The organism is Streptomyces sp. NPDC005863 (genome assembly GCF_042871345.1).
Lineage (GTDB): Bacteria > Actinomycetota > Actinomycetes > Streptomycetales > Streptomycetaceae > Streptomyces.
The window spans coordinates 186,867-201,314 of sequence record NZ_JBIAII010000010.1; the positions used below are offsets into that span (position 1 = coordinate 186,867).

Consider the following 14,448-nt stretch of genomic DNA (forward strand, 5'->3'; position numbering starts at 1 on the left):
GCCCCTAGAGCCTGTCTGACACACGAGCTGGTCGGGGCTCGCGGAGCCAGAGGATGATTGCCGCGAGGTGAAGTCCGGTCCGGTAGCGGACGGCGAGTCTGCCAAAACGGGTCGCAACGGCACGAAATTGCTTAAGCCGGTTGAAGCAGCGTTCCCACTGCATTGCGGGCCTTGTAGAGACCACGGTCGAAGGCCTGTGGTCTGCCGCCGGCACGGCCACGCCGCATCCGGTTGGCCTTCTGATTCGCCCTCTCCGGGATCACCGCCCTTATACCCCGGCGCCGCAGCGACTGACGGATGCCCCGTGACGCATACGCCTTGTCGGCAATCACTACACCGGGCCTGCAGAGTGGCCGACCAACGCGGGTCCGCGGCACTCTCACGGCGTTCAGAACCTCTTCGAAGGCGGTGGAGTCGTTGACGTTGCCCGGTGTGACGAGAACGGCCAGGGGCAGGCCCCGGCCGTCACAGGCAAGGTGGACCTTGGGGGTCAACCCGCCGCGTGATCGGCCGAGTGCTTGACCAGCTTGCGTGCGTTCCAAATCATCCAATTCGTGCTCCGTCGCCGCCCCCCTTTTGCGGTCACCAGCGGTCTCGCCTTGGCGCCCCCGTCCACAACCGCGACAACACCGCGTTGATCACGTGCTGGTGATCCCGCCACGGGCGGCCCCGCCCGTCACCGGCAGGCAACAGCGGCGCAATCCGCTCCCTTGCCGCGTTCCTCAGCTCACCGCGACTCACCACAAGATCAATCAACAGGCGGCGCCTGGCTCTTTCGTCGCGTGCGGCCCGGTACTTGAGATGTACGACTCCGCGGTGATGCGGGGGCATCCCGGTACTTGTGAGGGACGTCGGGACTCGTCCCGGCAGGGGGCGATCAAGATCATTCCTGACTCTAGCGTTGCTTGCAGCCGTGATCGGAGCGGCGCGTTGATGCCCGTTTCCTGGAGTCCCCATGCCTTCGAGTTCCGCCGTGCCACAACCGCGCCTTCACGTGCTGTGCGTGTCAGCCCTGACGCTGGTCCTCGGTCTTTGGGGGATCGCCCGCGAGAACAGCATGTGGCGTGATGAGGCGGCGACGTGGGCGGCGGTCCACCGGACCGTGCCCCAGCTCGAGGGCATGCTGGGGCAGATTGACGTCGTTCATGGTCTCTACTACCTGTTCATGCACGGCGTCTTCCAGCTCTTCGGAGACAGTCTCTACACGCTGCGCCTGCCTTCTGTCATCGCCACCACGTGCACCGCTGCGGTGGTCGTCCTCGTGGGGTCTCGCCTGGCAGGCCGGTATGCGGGACTCACGGCCGGCCTGTCCTTCGCTCTTATCCCTGCCGTTCAGCAGTACGCACAAGAGGGACGCCCGTACGCGTTGGTCATGCTCTGTGCGGCCCTGGCCACTTGGCTGCTTGTTGTGGCGATTGACGAGCCGACCCCAGGTCGTTGGGCAGCGTACGGCGCCGTTGCGCTGACAGCGGCGCTGCTCAACTGGTTCTCGCTCCTGATGGTGACCGCGCACGCGGGCACCATCGTCATGGCCAGACCGGCAAGCGCCATTGCTCGACGCTGGGCGGTCACCGCCTGCACCGTGGTGCTGTGCGCTTCGCCCCTCATCGTCGCAAGCCAGACGCAATCCCAACAGATCGCCTGGATACCTTCGGTCAAGCCGAGTACCCTCCTCGGCCTACTCCTGACCCTGTTCGCAGGGCTGGCGTGCGCGGGGGCTGCTCGATCCGAGACGGCCGACCGCACTGCTCATGGCCCGCAACCCACACTCATAGCCGTCGCCCTGCCGCTCCTCGTCCTTCCGCCGCTCCTTCTCCTGGCAGTGTCATTCGCTCAGCCCGTCTACCAGACTCGGTACATCCTCTTCAGTTACCTGGGACTCGCGCTGCTCATCGGGGGAGCCTGCCAGGGATTGGCGAAGCGCTTTCAGGCATCCTCCGAGCGCATCGGTGCAGCGGTCCTGGTCATCACCTTCGTCGGCCTGCTTCCGGTTCAGATATCGATGCGCAGCGCGGGCAGCCGCATTGACGACGTCCTGTTCACGGCCCACGACGTTGCGGCCGCGCGTGGGCCGGGAGACGCGGTCCTGTACATACCCGCGGCGCGTCGGGACACCGCCCTCGTCTCGCCGACCGCGTTCACCGATACCAGAGACGTTGCGCTGGCCCAAGATCCGTATGCTTCGGGCACCCTGTACGGACGAGAGAGGTCGCCGCGGGAGATTGCCGATGCCATGCTGGCCGCGGACCGCATCATCGTTGTCAGCGACGATCAGATGTCTACCCCCACGACAGGCCGAGACCGAGTCAAACGGCAAGTCCTCGCCGACCAGTTCGTTCGTTGCACAGAATCGAGAGGTCACGGCCGCCAGGTCACGGTCTACCAACGTCGCTCGTGCGACTCAGTCAGACACAGGTCTACGACACTTCAGTGATGCCAGCAGCAAGCAGCCCACTGGCCTTCGGCCGTGATCCATACGAGGCTCGCAACGTAGTCGTAAAGCTGCTTCGACCGGGCTCAAGCGATTCTGTGCCATCGCAACCCGCGACAAACTCGCCTTCCGCTACCTGACCGGGCTCCACCACACGACACCTATCCGCACCCGACTACCTCGTTTGTCAGAAAGCCCCAAGCCCAAGCCCAGGGCCTCTCACCGAGGCTGAGCGGCGCCTTCCTGGTCGAGGCTGGGGCCGAGCCGCGCCGCCCGGTCGAGAGCGAGCGCGGCGCCGCCGTCCTACTCGGCCGGAACCCCGACCGCCGCCTCCCGCCCCGCCCACCGCCTGCCCCGCGGCAGCAACAGCGGGGTGGCCAGCAGGAGGAGACCGGCGACGGCGATGGCCGTGCGCGGGCCCGTGAGCCCGGCGAGCACTCCCCACAGGCCGGTCATGGCGGCGACGCTAGCCTTGCTGCTCACCGACCAGGCGGACAGCGTGCGCGCGACCCGGTCCGTCGGGGTCTGCGCGAGCCGGTAGGTCGCGTACACCGGGTTGAAGACGCCCATGCTGGTGATGAGCCCGAGTTCCAGGACGACGACGAGTACGAGCCCGGCCGGACCGGGGCCGACGAAGGCGAGCCCGACGGACCAGCACGCGCGCAACGTGCCGGCGGTGAGCATGACCGTCCGCTGTCCGAACCGGGCGACCAGGGGCCGGGACAGCCGTGAGCCGATGAGGCCGCCCACGCAGGGCAGCGCGAACGCCAGGCCGTACTGCCACGGCGCGAAGCCGAGCGGGCCGAGCATGAGGACGGCCAGCGGCGGCGAGGCCGCCATGATGAGGCCGCTGACCAGGACGGTGTTGAAGAACAGCCGGCGCAGCACGGGGTCGGCGAGGATGAACCGCCAGCCGTCGAGCAGGTCACCCGCGCGGAGCCGGGGCGCCTCGCCGGTGCGGACCGGGCGCGGCTCGTCGCGGTCCGACGGGCCGATCGCGCGGAGCCCCACCGCCGAGAGCAGATAGCTGACGGCATCGGCCACCACGGTCAGGAGGGGGCCGAAAAGGCCGACCGCGGCCCCGCCGAGCGGCGGTCCCAGCATGGTCGCGGTCCAGGTCGTCGACTCCAGCCGGCCATTGGCGACCAGCAGATCCTCCGGCGGTACGAGCGCCTTGAGATACGCGCCGCTCGCCGCCCCGAACGTGATGTCGGCCGCGGCGACCACCACCGACACGACCAGGAGCTGGGTGAAGCCCAGCGCGCCGAGCGCGAACGCGGCGGGGACGCTCAGCAGCGCCGCGCACCGCACCAGGTCCATCGCCACCATCACCGGCCGCTTGCGGCGACGCTCCACCCACGGCCCGAGCGACACCGCTGCCACCGCCCCCACCGCGAGACCCGCGGACGCGAGGAGCGCGACCTGAGCCGTGCCCGCGTCGAGGACCAGGATCGCGATCATGGCGAACGCGTCGAACGCGAGCCGCGTCCCGAACGAGCTGACCGCGTACGCCGCCCAGAGCCACCCGAACCGCCGCCCCAAGCTTCGCCTGCCCGTCATGCCTCGCCGCTCCCCGCACCCATCTCACCGGACAACCCCGCGTCGCCGGGTGCCATCCAAGCGGGCGACCCGCCGGCCGATCAAACAACCGATCCGCCCACACGCCACAACCGACGGTTGTGGGGAGTCCCGACCGACCCGCGGATCTGTTTAGGGTGGCGGCCATGGATCTCGATGCTGTGCGCGCCTTCGTCGTCGCCGCGGACGCCGGCCAGTTCCAGGGCGCCGCCGCGGATCTGGCGATCACCCAGCAGGCCGTGTCGAAGCGCGTCGCGGGGCTCGAGAAGGAGCTGGCGGTACGGCTGTTCACGCGCGCCTCGCGCGGCGTCGTCCTCACCATCGACGGACAGGCCTTCCTGCCCCACGCCCGAGACCTCCTGCAGGCCGAGGAGCGCGCCGCCGCCTCCGTACGGCCCGGCAGCCGCGCGCTGCGCGTCGACGTGATCGGCCGCAGGCTCGCACCCGCCGACCTGCTGCGCGACTTCCACCGCGCACTTCCCGAGACCCCGCTCGACGTCGTGACGCTCTTCGACGCCGACGCTGCCGTCGCCGCCATCAAGGCCGGCACCATCGACGCGGCCTTCCGCGCCGTCACCCGGCCCGTGCGCCAGTTGCCCGACGGCATCGAGGCCGAGCGGGTCCACGACGAGCCCATCCAGCTCCTCACCGGACCGCGGCACGCCCTGGCCGGAGCTCGTGCGGTCACCCCCGACCAACTGGCCGGGCACCGCATCTGGATGCCCGGCATCGTCAGCGGGACCGAATGGGCGGCCTATTACGAGGCGCTCGCCGACACGTTCGGTCTCACCATCGAGGCGACCGGACCGGACTTCGGCACCGAGCCGCTCCTCGACACCATCGCCGAGTCCCCGGGCCTCGCCACCCTGGTCGGGCAGCAGACCCGTCTCGTCTGGCCCGCCGACGACGACCTGCGCCGCATCGTGCTGCACGATCCGACGCCGGTCTACCCGCACTCCCTGATCTGGCGCGCCGACAACCTGCACCCCGCGCTGACGGCGCTCCGGGGTCATCTCCGTGCCGCGAGGGAAGCCGACGACGGGGCCGGAACCTGGACCCCCGCCTGGGCGCGGTGACCAGCCGGACCCGCCCGGCCCCGCCCCGGCCGGCCCCGCCTCGTCGCGGCCGCCGCCTACCGTTCGACGACCATCTCCCCGCCCACCACGACCACCTCGGCCACGGTCCCGGGGATTTCCTCGGGGCGTACGCGCAGAATGTCCCGGGAGAGCACGACGAAGTCGGCGAGCTTGCCGACGGTCAGTGAACCGCGTTCGTCCTCAAGGAAGTTGGCGTACGCGGAGCCCATCGTGTAGCCGTGCACGGCGGTCGCCACGTCCAGGGTCTCGCCGGGCTGCCAGGGCGCGCCGCCGCCGAGCGGGCGGCGCGTGACGGCGGTGTAGATGCCCGCCATCGGGTCCATCTCGGCGACGTTCCAGTCGCTGGACAGGGCGAGGACGGCCCCCGCCTCGTGGAGGCTGCGCATCGGCCAGGCCTTGTGCCAGCGGTCGGCGCCGATGTTCTCCGCCCAGTCCTTGCCGGGCCCCGCGATGTCGGGGGCGCAGTGCCGGGGCTGCATACAGGCGACGACGCCCAGGTCCGCGAAGCGCGGGGTGTCCCGCGGGTCCAGGCACTCGACGTGGACGACCTGGTGGCGGGCGTCGCGCGGCCCGTTCACGGCGCGGGCCCGCTCCACCGCGTCCAGGACGGTGCGGATGCCCCGGTCTCCCGTCGCGTGCACGAAGCACTGGAAACCGCGGGCGTCCAGCTTCGTCAGGAGCTCCGCGAACTCCTCGGCCGGGTAGAAGGTGTCGCCCCGGTGGCGCCCGCACCCGGCGTACGGGGCGAGGAGTGCGGCCGTACGAGGCTCCACGACGTCGTCGATGTACAGCTTCAGCGGCCCCACCCGCAGCCGCTCGTCGGCGAAACGCTCCGCCGCCTCGGCGAAGTCGTCCAGATCCGCGTCCGTGGTGCCGCGCGGATGGAAGAGGGCGGCAACGATCCGCGAGCGCAGCCGCCCCTCGGCACGTGCCCGCTCGAAGAGCGCCAGGTCGTCCAGGGAGTTCTGTGGCTCGACCACCGTGGTGATGCCGAAGCCGATCGCGTCGTCCAGGCTCTTGGCGAGGCGCCCGTACTGCCGGTCGGGCGAGGCCCACGGAACGCCCAGCGCGCGCAGCGCCCGGTGGCCGTCCCTGCTCAGGCCGCGCACCGCGAAGTCCTTGACGAAGCCGGTGGGCTCGCCGGTGGCCGGATCGGTCTCCGCCCGCCCGAACGGCAGCGTCGTGTGGTCGCGGTCGACGCCGAGGCGGCGCAGGGCGGCCGTGTTGAGCCAGGCGGTGTGCACGTCGTAACTCAGGACGAACGCGGGGGTGTCGCCGGTGGCCGGGTCGAGGTCGGTGGCGCGGGGCATGCGGCCGTCGGGGATCGTGGAGTAGTCGAAGGCCTCCGCCTCGATCCACGGGGCGTCGGGGTGGTCGGCGCGCCAGGCGCCGATCCGGGCGTGGATCTCGTCGAGGCTGTCGGCGCCGGCGAGTTGCACACAGGCGTCGTCGGAGCCGAGCCGGACGTGGTTGTGGGCGTCGATGAACCCGGGCAGGACGAGCCGCCCGCGCCCGTCGACGACACGGGTGGCGGGTCCCGTCCACGCCTCGGCCTCCGCGTCGGGGCCCAGCCACACGATCCGGCCGCCCCGCACCGCGAGCGCCTCGGCGGCGGGCAGTTCCGGGTCGACGGTGTGGATACGGGCGTTGCGCAGGACCAGGTCGGCGGGAGAGGGGGTGATGGCGGTGGTGGTGCGGGGCATGAGGGGCGAGCTCCTGGGCTGGTGCGGGTGGTTCGTGTCGTACGGGAAAGAAGGTCGTGTCGTACGGGGAAGAGAAAGGGGGCCGGGGCGCGGGTGACGTCACACGGTCATCGCGGCCCGCACGGAACGCCGGGCCAGGCCCCAGTAGGCGAGGCCGGAGACGACCGAGCCGAGGAGGGTGAGGTCGCCCCCGCCGAGCGGCGCCACCAGCGGGCCGGTCCAGAGCTCGGAGTCGCAGGTCAGCGCGGCGAAGGCCATGCCGAGGGCGAGCGCGGCCATCCCGGCGGGGTGGAAACCGGCGCGGTACCAGTACGCGCCGTCCCGCCCTCGCGTGTGCAGCGCGCCGGTGTCGTAGTGGCAGCGGCGCAGCAGCATGTCGGCGAGGAAGACTCCGCCCCAGGGCGCGAACACGATGATCAGCAGGGAGAGGAAGCTGAGCAGGGACTCGGTGAAGTCCGTCAGGAACAGGGCGCCCAGCGAGCCCAGCGCCGTCACGGCGACGCTGATGACGATGGCCTTGGCCCGGCTCCAGGGGATGCCGAGGACCTGGAGGTTGAGGCTGGAGGAGTACAGGGTGAGGATCGAGTTGGTCACCGAACCGCCGAGCACCAGCAGCAGGAACACCGGCCGGAACCAGCCCGGCAGCAGCCCCTCCACCCCGGCGACCGCGTCCGTCATGTCGGCCTGGCTCGCCGCGGCGGCACCGGCCACGCCGAGCGCGACGGACGAGACGAATCCGCCGAGCGCCCCGGCCACCGTGATCGAGCGCAGTGAGGTCTCCGGCGGCAGATAGCGCGTGTAGTCGGCGGGCATCGGCAGATACGAGAACGGGCCCGCGAGCATCACGACGAAGGCGAGCGTCCACCCGGAGAAGCCCGCCCCGCCCCCGGCACCGGCCGCGCCGAGGTCGGCGTCCGGCAGGAGCAGGACCAGCAGGACGCCGAACCCCACCGCGAGGACGTAGGCCATCCACCGCTCGGCGAGCTGCACCGTGGCGTGGCCCCACATGGCGACGGCGAAGGTCATGGCGAGGGTGACCGCGAGGGCGAGGGCCCGTGCCGTGTCCCCGCCGCCGAGGCCGAGGTCGGCGAAGAGGGCCTCCAGGGCCAGCGTGCCCACGACCGTGTTGACGATGGTGTAGCCGATCGAGACGACCCAGTTGAGCAGGCCGGCGGGGAAGTTCCCGCGCATGCCGAAGGCGGCCCGCGAGATCACCAGCGTGGCGGTGCCGGTGCGCACGCCGCTGAGGCCGGCCGCGCTGATGGCGAAGAACGACAGACCCCCGATGACGACGACGGCCGTGGCCTGCCAGAAGCTGAGGCCGAAGGAGACGGCGAGGGCGCCGTTGATCACGTACGTGAAGGTCAGGTTGGAGCCGAACCAGAGCCAGAACAGGTCCTTGGCGCTGCCGTGCCGGTCCGCCGCGGGGATCGGGTCGATGCCGTGCGTCTCGACCCGGAACACCTCGTCGCTGGTGACTCCCGTGCCCATCCCGGCGGACACCGGGGCTTGTTGCGCCATGCGGGACCTCGCTCTCCGGCATCCAGAGTTTGAATGCCGTTCTATGAGTTAGAACGGCATTCAAAGTGCGGCACGTCCCCCGGTGCCGTCAAGACCCCGGCCGAAATCGACCCGGCGCCGCGCGGGGATAGGGTCGGCATGCAGGGAGAGGCGGGAGCACACACGTGGCACGACGGCGGGACGGCCAGGTCGCGCGGGACCGGATGCTGGACGAGGCGATGACGGCGATCGCGGAGCAGGGCCTCGCCGCGCTCACCATGTCGGCGCTCGCCGACCGTCTCGGCACCAGCGGCGGCCACATCCTGTACTACTTCGGCAGCAAGGACCGGCTGTTCCTGGAGGCGCTGCGCTGGAGCGAGGCGGCGCTCACCGAGGAGCGGCGCGCGCTGCTCGCCGGGCGGGCGGCACCCGCCCGCAAGCTGGAGCGCTTTCTGCGGTTGTATCTGCCGACGGGGCCGCGCGATCCCCGCTGGATGCTGTGGATCGAACTCTGGGCACGCGCCGGGGCCAACGCATCGCTGCGCGCGGCCCAGGAGGAACTGGACCGGGGCTGGCAGGAGGACCTGACGGCACTCCTCGCCCAAGGCGTGGCCGCGGACGTCTTCGCGCCCGACGCGGACGCGGACCGCGCCGGCGAACTCCTCGCACTCCTCGACGGGTTGAGCACGCGCGTGGTGCTCGGCCAGCGGGACGCGGACCGCGCGCGGGCCCTCGCCTCCGCCCGGTCCGCGGCGGCCCGGCTGCTCGGACAGGCGGCCGAAGGGGCGACAAACGCAAGACCCTAGCCCGAGCGGCCGAGTGACGAGGCGCTGACGCGGGTCGGAGTGGAAGAGTGCAGGACATGACCGAAAGCGCGTATCTGTACATGGCGAAACCCCGGATCACGGTGCTCGGTGTCCAGCCCGGACACCCGCCGTTCCGCATCGTGGAGATCGACGGTGAGGTCGTCGGGAAGGCGAAGACCGTGACGGACGTCCTGGACGCGGCCGCGATGGCGGGCATCACCGTGCACGACCTCGACGACCCGGACGCGGTGCGGTGGGTGGGCGGCGACAAGTTCACCTGGCGTCCCGGCACGGAGCCGTTCCCTGAACGGGACCGGGAACGGCTCGTCGACCCGGTGCAGGGACCGCTCGCGGACCCGGGCAACGCGACGGGCTGAGACCGACGGGACGGACGTGGGGGTGCCATGGGCGGCCCCTGCGCCGCCGCCCGCGCGACGGGGCCCGAGGCCGCCGGAAGGACTCAGGCCCCGGGCCGCCCCGTGGCCGGCACCTCCTCACCGGCGGGCACCGGCCCCGGCGGCGTCCCGTCGCCGAAGGGCCGCCCGCCGAGCTCCTCCCGGTGATGCGGCGTCAGCCACCCGGAGAGGTCCGGGCCCAGCGGCACGATGGCCGTCGGGTTGATGCCGGTGTGCACCTGGTAGTAGTGCCGCTTGATGTGGTCGAAGTCGATGGTGTCGCCGAACCCCGGGGTCTGGAACAGATCCCGGGCGTACGCCCACAGGACCGGGTCCTCGGACAGCTTCCTGCGGTTGCACTTGAAGTGGCCGTGGTAGACCGCGTCGAACCGCACCAGCGTGCTGAACAGGCGGATGTCCGCCTCCGTGATGGTGTCCCCGACCAGATAGCGGCGGCTCGCCAGACGCTCCGAGGTGAGCTCCAGGCGGCGGAAGAGATCGCGGTACGCCGACTCGTACGTCGACTGGTCGGGGGCGAAGCCCGCGCGGTACACGCCGTTGTTGACGTCGCGGTAGATGCCCTCCATGACGGTGTCGATCTCGTCGCGCAGCGGCTCGGGGTACAGATCAGGCGCCCCCTCGCGATGCAGCGCGGACCACTCCGTGGCGAGGTCCAGCGTGATCTGCTGGAAGTCGTTGGTGACCAGCTTGCCGCTCGGCACGTCCACGATCGCCGGGACGCTGACCCCGCCGGGATACCCGGTCTCACGGGCCTCGTACGCCTCGCTGAGGAAGCGGATGCCGAGGACCGGGTCCCGGTCGTCCGGATCCAGCGTGAAGCGCCAGCTGCGGTCGTCCTGCACCGGGTCGGTGACGCCGAGGGAGAGCGCGTCCTCCAGGCCCAGCAGCCTGCGCGCCACCATCGCGCGGCCCGCCCAGGGGCAGGCCCGGCTCACCACCAGGCGGTAACGCCCCGCCTCCACGGGCCAGCCGTCCGCGCCGTCCGCGGTGACGCGGTCCGCGAAATGGCTCTTGGACCGCTTGAACTCCTTGTGCCCGTACGAGGCGTTGCCCTGCTCCGGACTCATGACTGGCTCCCCTCTCGCGCGCAGGACCGGGTCATCGGTACCCGCTGATGACCAGTGTCCTCGCCGGCGGCGCGCGACGGCGGAGGCGGGGCCAGATCGTAGATGCGGTCGATCAGCACCGCCTCGTTGCCCGCGAGGCCCGCGCGGCGCAGCGCCTCGTCGGCCTCCGCGATCGGGCCCGCCAGCAGTGTCGCCGCGGTCACGGGGGAGACCGACGCGGAGTCGGAGAGCGCGGCGCGCGCCGTGTGCAGCAGACGCAAGCAGGCCTGGGCGGCGAGCAGTTCCTCGGACGTCGTGCCGGTCATGTCGTGCGACTCCTCTGCGCTGGGTGGCGTGTGCGGCATTGCGGGATGCCACCACCACTCTCGCGCACGGGTCTGACAACGGCGCTCTACGCGGCCGGGGCGCGGCGGGTGAGCCGCAACGTGAGGCCGTCCGGCATCAGGGTGAGCCGCTCCGCGACGCGCAGCCGGTAGGCGGGTTCGGCGTGCAGGTCGTAGCGGCGCAGCAGCAGGCCGAGCACCAAGGTCGCCTCGTGCAGGGCGAACTGACGTCCGATACAGGCGCGCGCGCCGGTGCCGAACGGCTTGAAGACATGGGCGGGCCGGGCGCGTACCGCCGCGGGGGCGAACCGGTCGGGGTCGAACTCCTCGGCGTTCTCGCCCCAGGTCGCCGGGTCCCGGTGCAGCATCGTCGCGAGCACCAGCGCCCACGCGCCGCGGCGCATCGGATGGACGCCTCCGAGGACGGTGTCCCCGCGCGCCTCGCGGGCGAACGCCGGCGCCGTCGGCCACAGCCGCAAGGACTCGTCGAGCACCCGGCGTACGTACCGCAGTTTGGCCACCTGTTCGTACGCGGGTTCGCCCTCGGCGCCCCAGACCTCGTCGACCTCGGCCCGCGCGCGGGCGAGCACCTCCGGGTGGCGCGACAAGTAGTGCAGCGCGAACGACAGGGCGCCGGAGGTCGTCTCGTGCCCGGCGACCAGGAACGTGATGACCTGACGGCGGATGTTCTCCGGGGTGAGCCGCTCGCCCGTGTCGGGGTGGGCGACCTCCAGCATGCGGTCGAGCAGGTCACCGTGGCCGCCCGCGCCGGCCGCCGCGCGACGGGCGGCGACCACCGCGTCCACGGTGCGGTTGAGGTAGGCCATGTCGGCGTCGTTGCGCCGGTCGGCGCCGCGCAACAGCAGCGGGGTCAGCAGGGGCGGCACGACGTTGCGCCGCTGCGCGAAGGAGAGGGTGCCGACCATCGCCGAGACGAAGGGGTGCGGCGCGGACCGTTCGAAAGAGCCGAAGTCGTGCCCGAAACCGGTGCGGGCGATCGTCTCCAGGGTCAGCTTCGTCATGTCGCCCGGCACGTCCACCGCGCGGCCCGCCGACTCCCGCTCGTCCCAGCGCGCCGTCAACTGCCGGGCCACGTCCAGCATCAGCGGGTGGTACCCGGCCATCGCCTCACGGCTGAACCCGGGGGCGAGGATGTCGTGGGCCAGCTGCCAGTTGGGCTCGTGGTTGTACGCCGTGAAGAGCCCGTCGCCCGCCACCGGCCGGAGATTGGCGACGCCGAGGCCCACGTGCTTGGCGAACCGCGACTCGTCGGCCATGTCCGCCGCGAGCTCGGCGCCCCACACGAACACGAACTCCTTGCCGAACGCCTTGCGCCGGAAGATGGGCCCCAGAGCACGCGCCATCTTCATCGAATCCTGCAGGGGCGTACGGATGTCGGCGCCCAGGATGTCGCCGAGCAGCGGGATACGGCGCGGCGGGTGCGGGATCCGGTGCAGCTCGGGCCAGCCCAGCTCGGCGCTGCGGAACCCCTTCTCCGGGGCGGCGGGCGCCCCCTGCCCGCCCGGTCCGCCGGAACCCGGTGCCGCCGCGGACCGCGTCGTCTGCGCCATCTGCCCATCTCCCTTGTCCGACGGGCCCGTTGGGCCTGTTGTACGTGGATTCAACAGGAGATCCCAGTCTGGTACCGCTATTGAATTCGCGTCAAGTAAAGTGCCCGCATGGCCGCGAACCCCCAGGAGCGCACCCGCCGCAGACTGAGCACCGAAGAGCGCCGTGAGCAGCTGCTTTCGGTCGGGGCGCGGTTGTTCGCGCAGAAGCCCTACGACGACGTGTGGATCGAGCGGGTCGCGGAGATCGCGGGCGTCTCACGCGGACTCCTGTACCACTACTTCCCCACCAAAAGGGACTTCTTCGCCGCCGTCGTGCGCCGCGAGAGCGAGCGCATGCTGCGCCTGACCGAGGCCGAACCCGGTCTTCCGGTGGACGAGCAGATCACCGCGGGCCTCGACGCGTTCCTCGGCTACGTGGAGAGCCACGCCGAGGGGTTCCGCGCCTTCCACCGGGCCGAGGCGGCGGGCGACCCGCTGGTCCGCGAGGTCTACCGCAACGGCCTCGCCGCCCAGGAGCGGCAGATCCTCGCGGCCCTCGCCGCGGACCCGGGCGCCGCGGACCTCACCCAGGACATGTCCGCACTGCGCCTGGCCGTGCGGGGCTGGCTCGCGTTCATGGTGGCCGTCTGCCTGGAGTGGCTGGCGGAGCCCGCCGGGCTGACCCGGGAGCAGGTGCGGGACCTGTGCGCGAAGGCGCTGCTCGGCGCGATCACCCGCTGAGGGCGGGCCGCGGCGGGCGGCACCGGGCTCACGGCGGGGCGAAGCCCGTCAGGAAGTGGTCCAGGAGCGTACGGCGGGACCCTTCGGTGGCCAGGCGGTCCGCCGCCCACAGGAAGAAGTCGTCGGCGACCGCGTCGAGCCAGTCGTACGCCGGGTCGAAGGGGCCCGGATCCGGTGCGGGGTAGGGGAGTTCGAAGTGCGTGGCGCCGTCGGGCCCGGTCACGGTGAACCGGCGGCCGCCGTCCGGGAGGGAGAGCTGCCGGACGGTCACCGTCGCGCCGTCCCAGCGCCGCGCCCCGTACTGCAGCCAGAGCGTCCCGGCGCCGGGGCCCGTCGCGTACACGGCGGTGGCCGCGTGCTCGTCGTGCCCCGGCAGGTGGACGAACCCGTGGCAGCGTCCGCCGGGTGCGGGGGAGAGGAGCCCCGTCGCGGGGGCCAGGTCCCACACCCGGCCGTGCCGGTCGTAGTCCGCCACGAGGGTCATCGGCCGCGGGGCGCCAGACCGAGTTCCTGGTCCACGGCCGCGCTGCTGCGGGTGGCGGCCTCGATGACCGCGCCCCAACTGCCGTACCGGGCGAACTGCTGGTCCGCCGTCGGGCCCAGCGGGTTGCCGTACTTCTTCATGTTCCGCTCCTCCAGGGCCTTCACCGCCTCGGGGGACATGCCCGCGCGGGTGATGTCCTTCGCGTCGTTGCGCATGTCGACCAGTCTGCGGGCGATCTCCTCGTCCGAGGCGCCCGCGGCCCGCATCTCGTCGGCCACGCGCTCCATCTCGTCGAGGAGCCCGTGATAGCGGATCCGGACCTCACGCGCCTGCTCGCGCTGTTCCGGGGTCATCTCCCGGATCATGCAGACGGCCGGGTCCTTGCTGGTGCAGGCTTCGTCGACGGCGGCCGAGACCGTCGACACCCGGTCCACGGCGGGCACCTGGGCGGCGTGCGCCTGTCCCGGGGCGACGAGGAAGCCGCTCGCCGCGGTGAGCAGCGCGAGAAGGAACAGGGTGAGGGAGCGGGTCAGCGGGGCCGCACGGTGGGCCGGCGGTCCGGCACACACGGGTACACATGAGGGCATGGGGGAGGGGTCTTCCTTCGCCTGAGTCACGACGGCCGGGGGACGAATCGGACGTTACGGCGGGAAGGCGTGGCCCCGCGCGCGTGTCGAGCGGGGCGTCCGGGTGACCGTGTGACCTCGGCAAAGAACGTGCGGCCACGGCGGACGCCGCCCGGCCCGGGGAGG

General features: G+C 71.7%; 13 protein-coding genes and 1 pseudogene. 5 read left to right on the top strand and 9 right to left on the bottom strand.

Going from position 1 to position 14,448, the window contains the following annotated elements; genetic code table 11:
• Positions 1–4 precede the first annotated feature (4 nt).
• Positions 5–744, bottom strand: a pseudogene (locus tag ACFYO9_RS30005) (IS5 family transposase).
• A 259-nt stretch (positions 745–1,003) separates the two neighbouring features.
• Between ACFYO9_RS30005 and ACFYO9_RS30010 the strand changes: the two are divergent.
• The gene (locus tag ACFYO9_RS30010; protein ID WP_358776423.1) at positions 1,004–2,434 is read left to right on the top strand and encodes a glycosyltransferase family 39 protein; all 1,431 of its coding nucleotides are present in this window, start codon (positions 1,004–1,006) and stop codon (positions 2,432–2,434) included.
• A 300-nt stretch (positions 2,435–2,734) separates the two neighbouring features.
• Here ACFYO9_RS30010 and ACFYO9_RS30015 read toward each other — a convergent pair whose 3' ends face one another.
• A complete protein-coding gene (locus tag ACFYO9_RS30015; protein ID WP_358776425.1) occupies positions 2,735–3,991 on the bottom strand; it encodes an MFS transporter in 1,257 nt (418 codons plus the stop codon).
• Positions 3,992–4,155: 164 nt separating this feature from the next.
• Here ACFYO9_RS30015 and ACFYO9_RS30020 point away from each other — a divergent pair, with 164 nt between their 5' ends.
• Positions 4,156–5,085: a LysR family transcriptional regulator gene (locus ACFYO9_RS30020; RefSeq protein ID WP_355815576.1), complete on the top strand. Its 930-nt coding sequence runs from the start codon at positions 4,156–4,158 to the stop codon at positions 5,083–5,085.
• A gap of 56 nt (positions 5,086–5,141) precedes the next feature.
• Here ACFYO9_RS30020 and ACFYO9_RS30025 read toward each other — a convergent pair whose 3' ends face one another.
• Positions 5,142–6,809: an amidohydrolase gene (locus tag ACFYO9_RS30025; protein ID WP_355815573.1), complete on the bottom strand. Its 1,668-nt coding sequence runs from the start codon at positions 6,807–6,809 to the stop codon at positions 5,142–5,144.
• A 99-nt stretch (positions 6,810–6,908) separates the two neighbouring features.
• Positions 6,909–8,330, bottom strand: a complete 1,422-nt coding sequence (locus ACFYO9_RS30030) for a cytosine permease (RefSeq protein WP_355815570.1) — start codon at positions 8,328–8,330, stop codon at positions 6,909–6,911.
• 203 nt (positions 8,331–8,533) lie between these two features.
• Here ACFYO9_RS30030 and ACFYO9_RS30035 point away from each other — a divergent pair, with 203 nt between their 5' ends.
• The gene (locus ACFYO9_RS30035; RefSeq protein ID WP_355815804.1) at positions 8,534–9,115 is read left to right on the top strand and encodes a TetR/AcrR family transcriptional regulator; all 582 of its coding nucleotides are present in this window, start codon (positions 8,534–8,536) and stop codon (positions 9,113–9,115) included.
• A gap of 56 nt (positions 9,116–9,171) precedes the next feature.
• Complete coding sequence (locus ACFYO9_RS30040; RefSeq protein WP_358776428.1) at positions 9,172–9,492, top strand: hypothetical protein; 321 nt, start codon at positions 9,172–9,174, stop codon at positions 9,490–9,492.
• 83 nt (positions 9,493–9,575) lie between these two features.
• On the opposite strand, the gene ACFYO9_RS30045 is transcribed toward ACFYO9_RS30040, so the two are convergent.
• The 3 genes from ACFYO9_RS30045 to ACFYO9_RS30055 form a co-directional block, all read right to left on the bottom strand.
• Positions 9,576–10,598 carry a glutathione S-transferase C-terminal domain-containing protein gene (locus ACFYO9_RS30045; RefSeq protein WP_358776430.1) on the bottom strand — a complete coding sequence of 341 codons (1,023 nt, stop codon included), beginning with the start codon at positions 10,596–10,598 and terminating at the stop codon, positions 9,576–9,578.
• Entirely contained in the window at positions 10,595–10,903 is a 309-nt protein-coding gene (locus ACFYO9_RS30050) for a hypothetical protein (RefSeq protein ID WP_358776432.1), read from the bottom strand. The genes ACFYO9_RS30045 and ACFYO9_RS30050 overlap by 4 nt, the downstream gene beginning before the upstream one ends.
• Before the next feature lie 86 nt (positions 10,904–10,989).
• Positions 10,990–12,492, bottom strand: a complete 1,503-nt coding sequence (locus tag ACFYO9_RS30055) for a cytochrome P450 (RefSeq protein ID WP_358776434.1) — start codon at positions 12,490–12,492, stop codon at positions 10,990–10,992.
• Between the two features lie 108 nt (positions 12,493–12,600).
• Here ACFYO9_RS30055 and ACFYO9_RS30060 point away from each other — a divergent pair, with 108 nt between their 5' ends.
• Complete coding sequence (locus ACFYO9_RS30060) at positions 12,601–13,212, top strand: helix-turn-helix domain-containing protein (RefSeq protein ID WP_358776436.1); 612 nt, start codon at positions 12,601–12,603, stop codon at positions 13,210–13,212.
• Between the two features lie 28 nt (positions 13,213–13,240).
• On the opposite strand, the gene ACFYO9_RS30065 is transcribed toward ACFYO9_RS30060, so the two are convergent.
• Together ACFYO9_RS30065 and ACFYO9_RS30070 are read right to left on the bottom strand one after the other, a co-directional pair.
• Complete coding sequence (locus ACFYO9_RS30065; RefSeq protein WP_355815556.1) at positions 13,241–13,696, bottom strand: hypothetical protein; 456 nt, start codon at positions 13,694–13,696, stop codon at positions 13,241–13,243.
• Complete coding sequence (locus tag ACFYO9_RS30070; protein ID WP_358776438.1) at positions 13,693–14,283, bottom strand: hypothetical protein; 591 nt, start codon at positions 14,281–14,283, stop codon at positions 13,693–13,695. Before ACFYO9_RS30070 ends, ACFYO9_RS30065 begins: the two co-directional genes overlap by 4 nt.
• Positions 14,284–14,448: the final 165 nt, after the last annotated feature.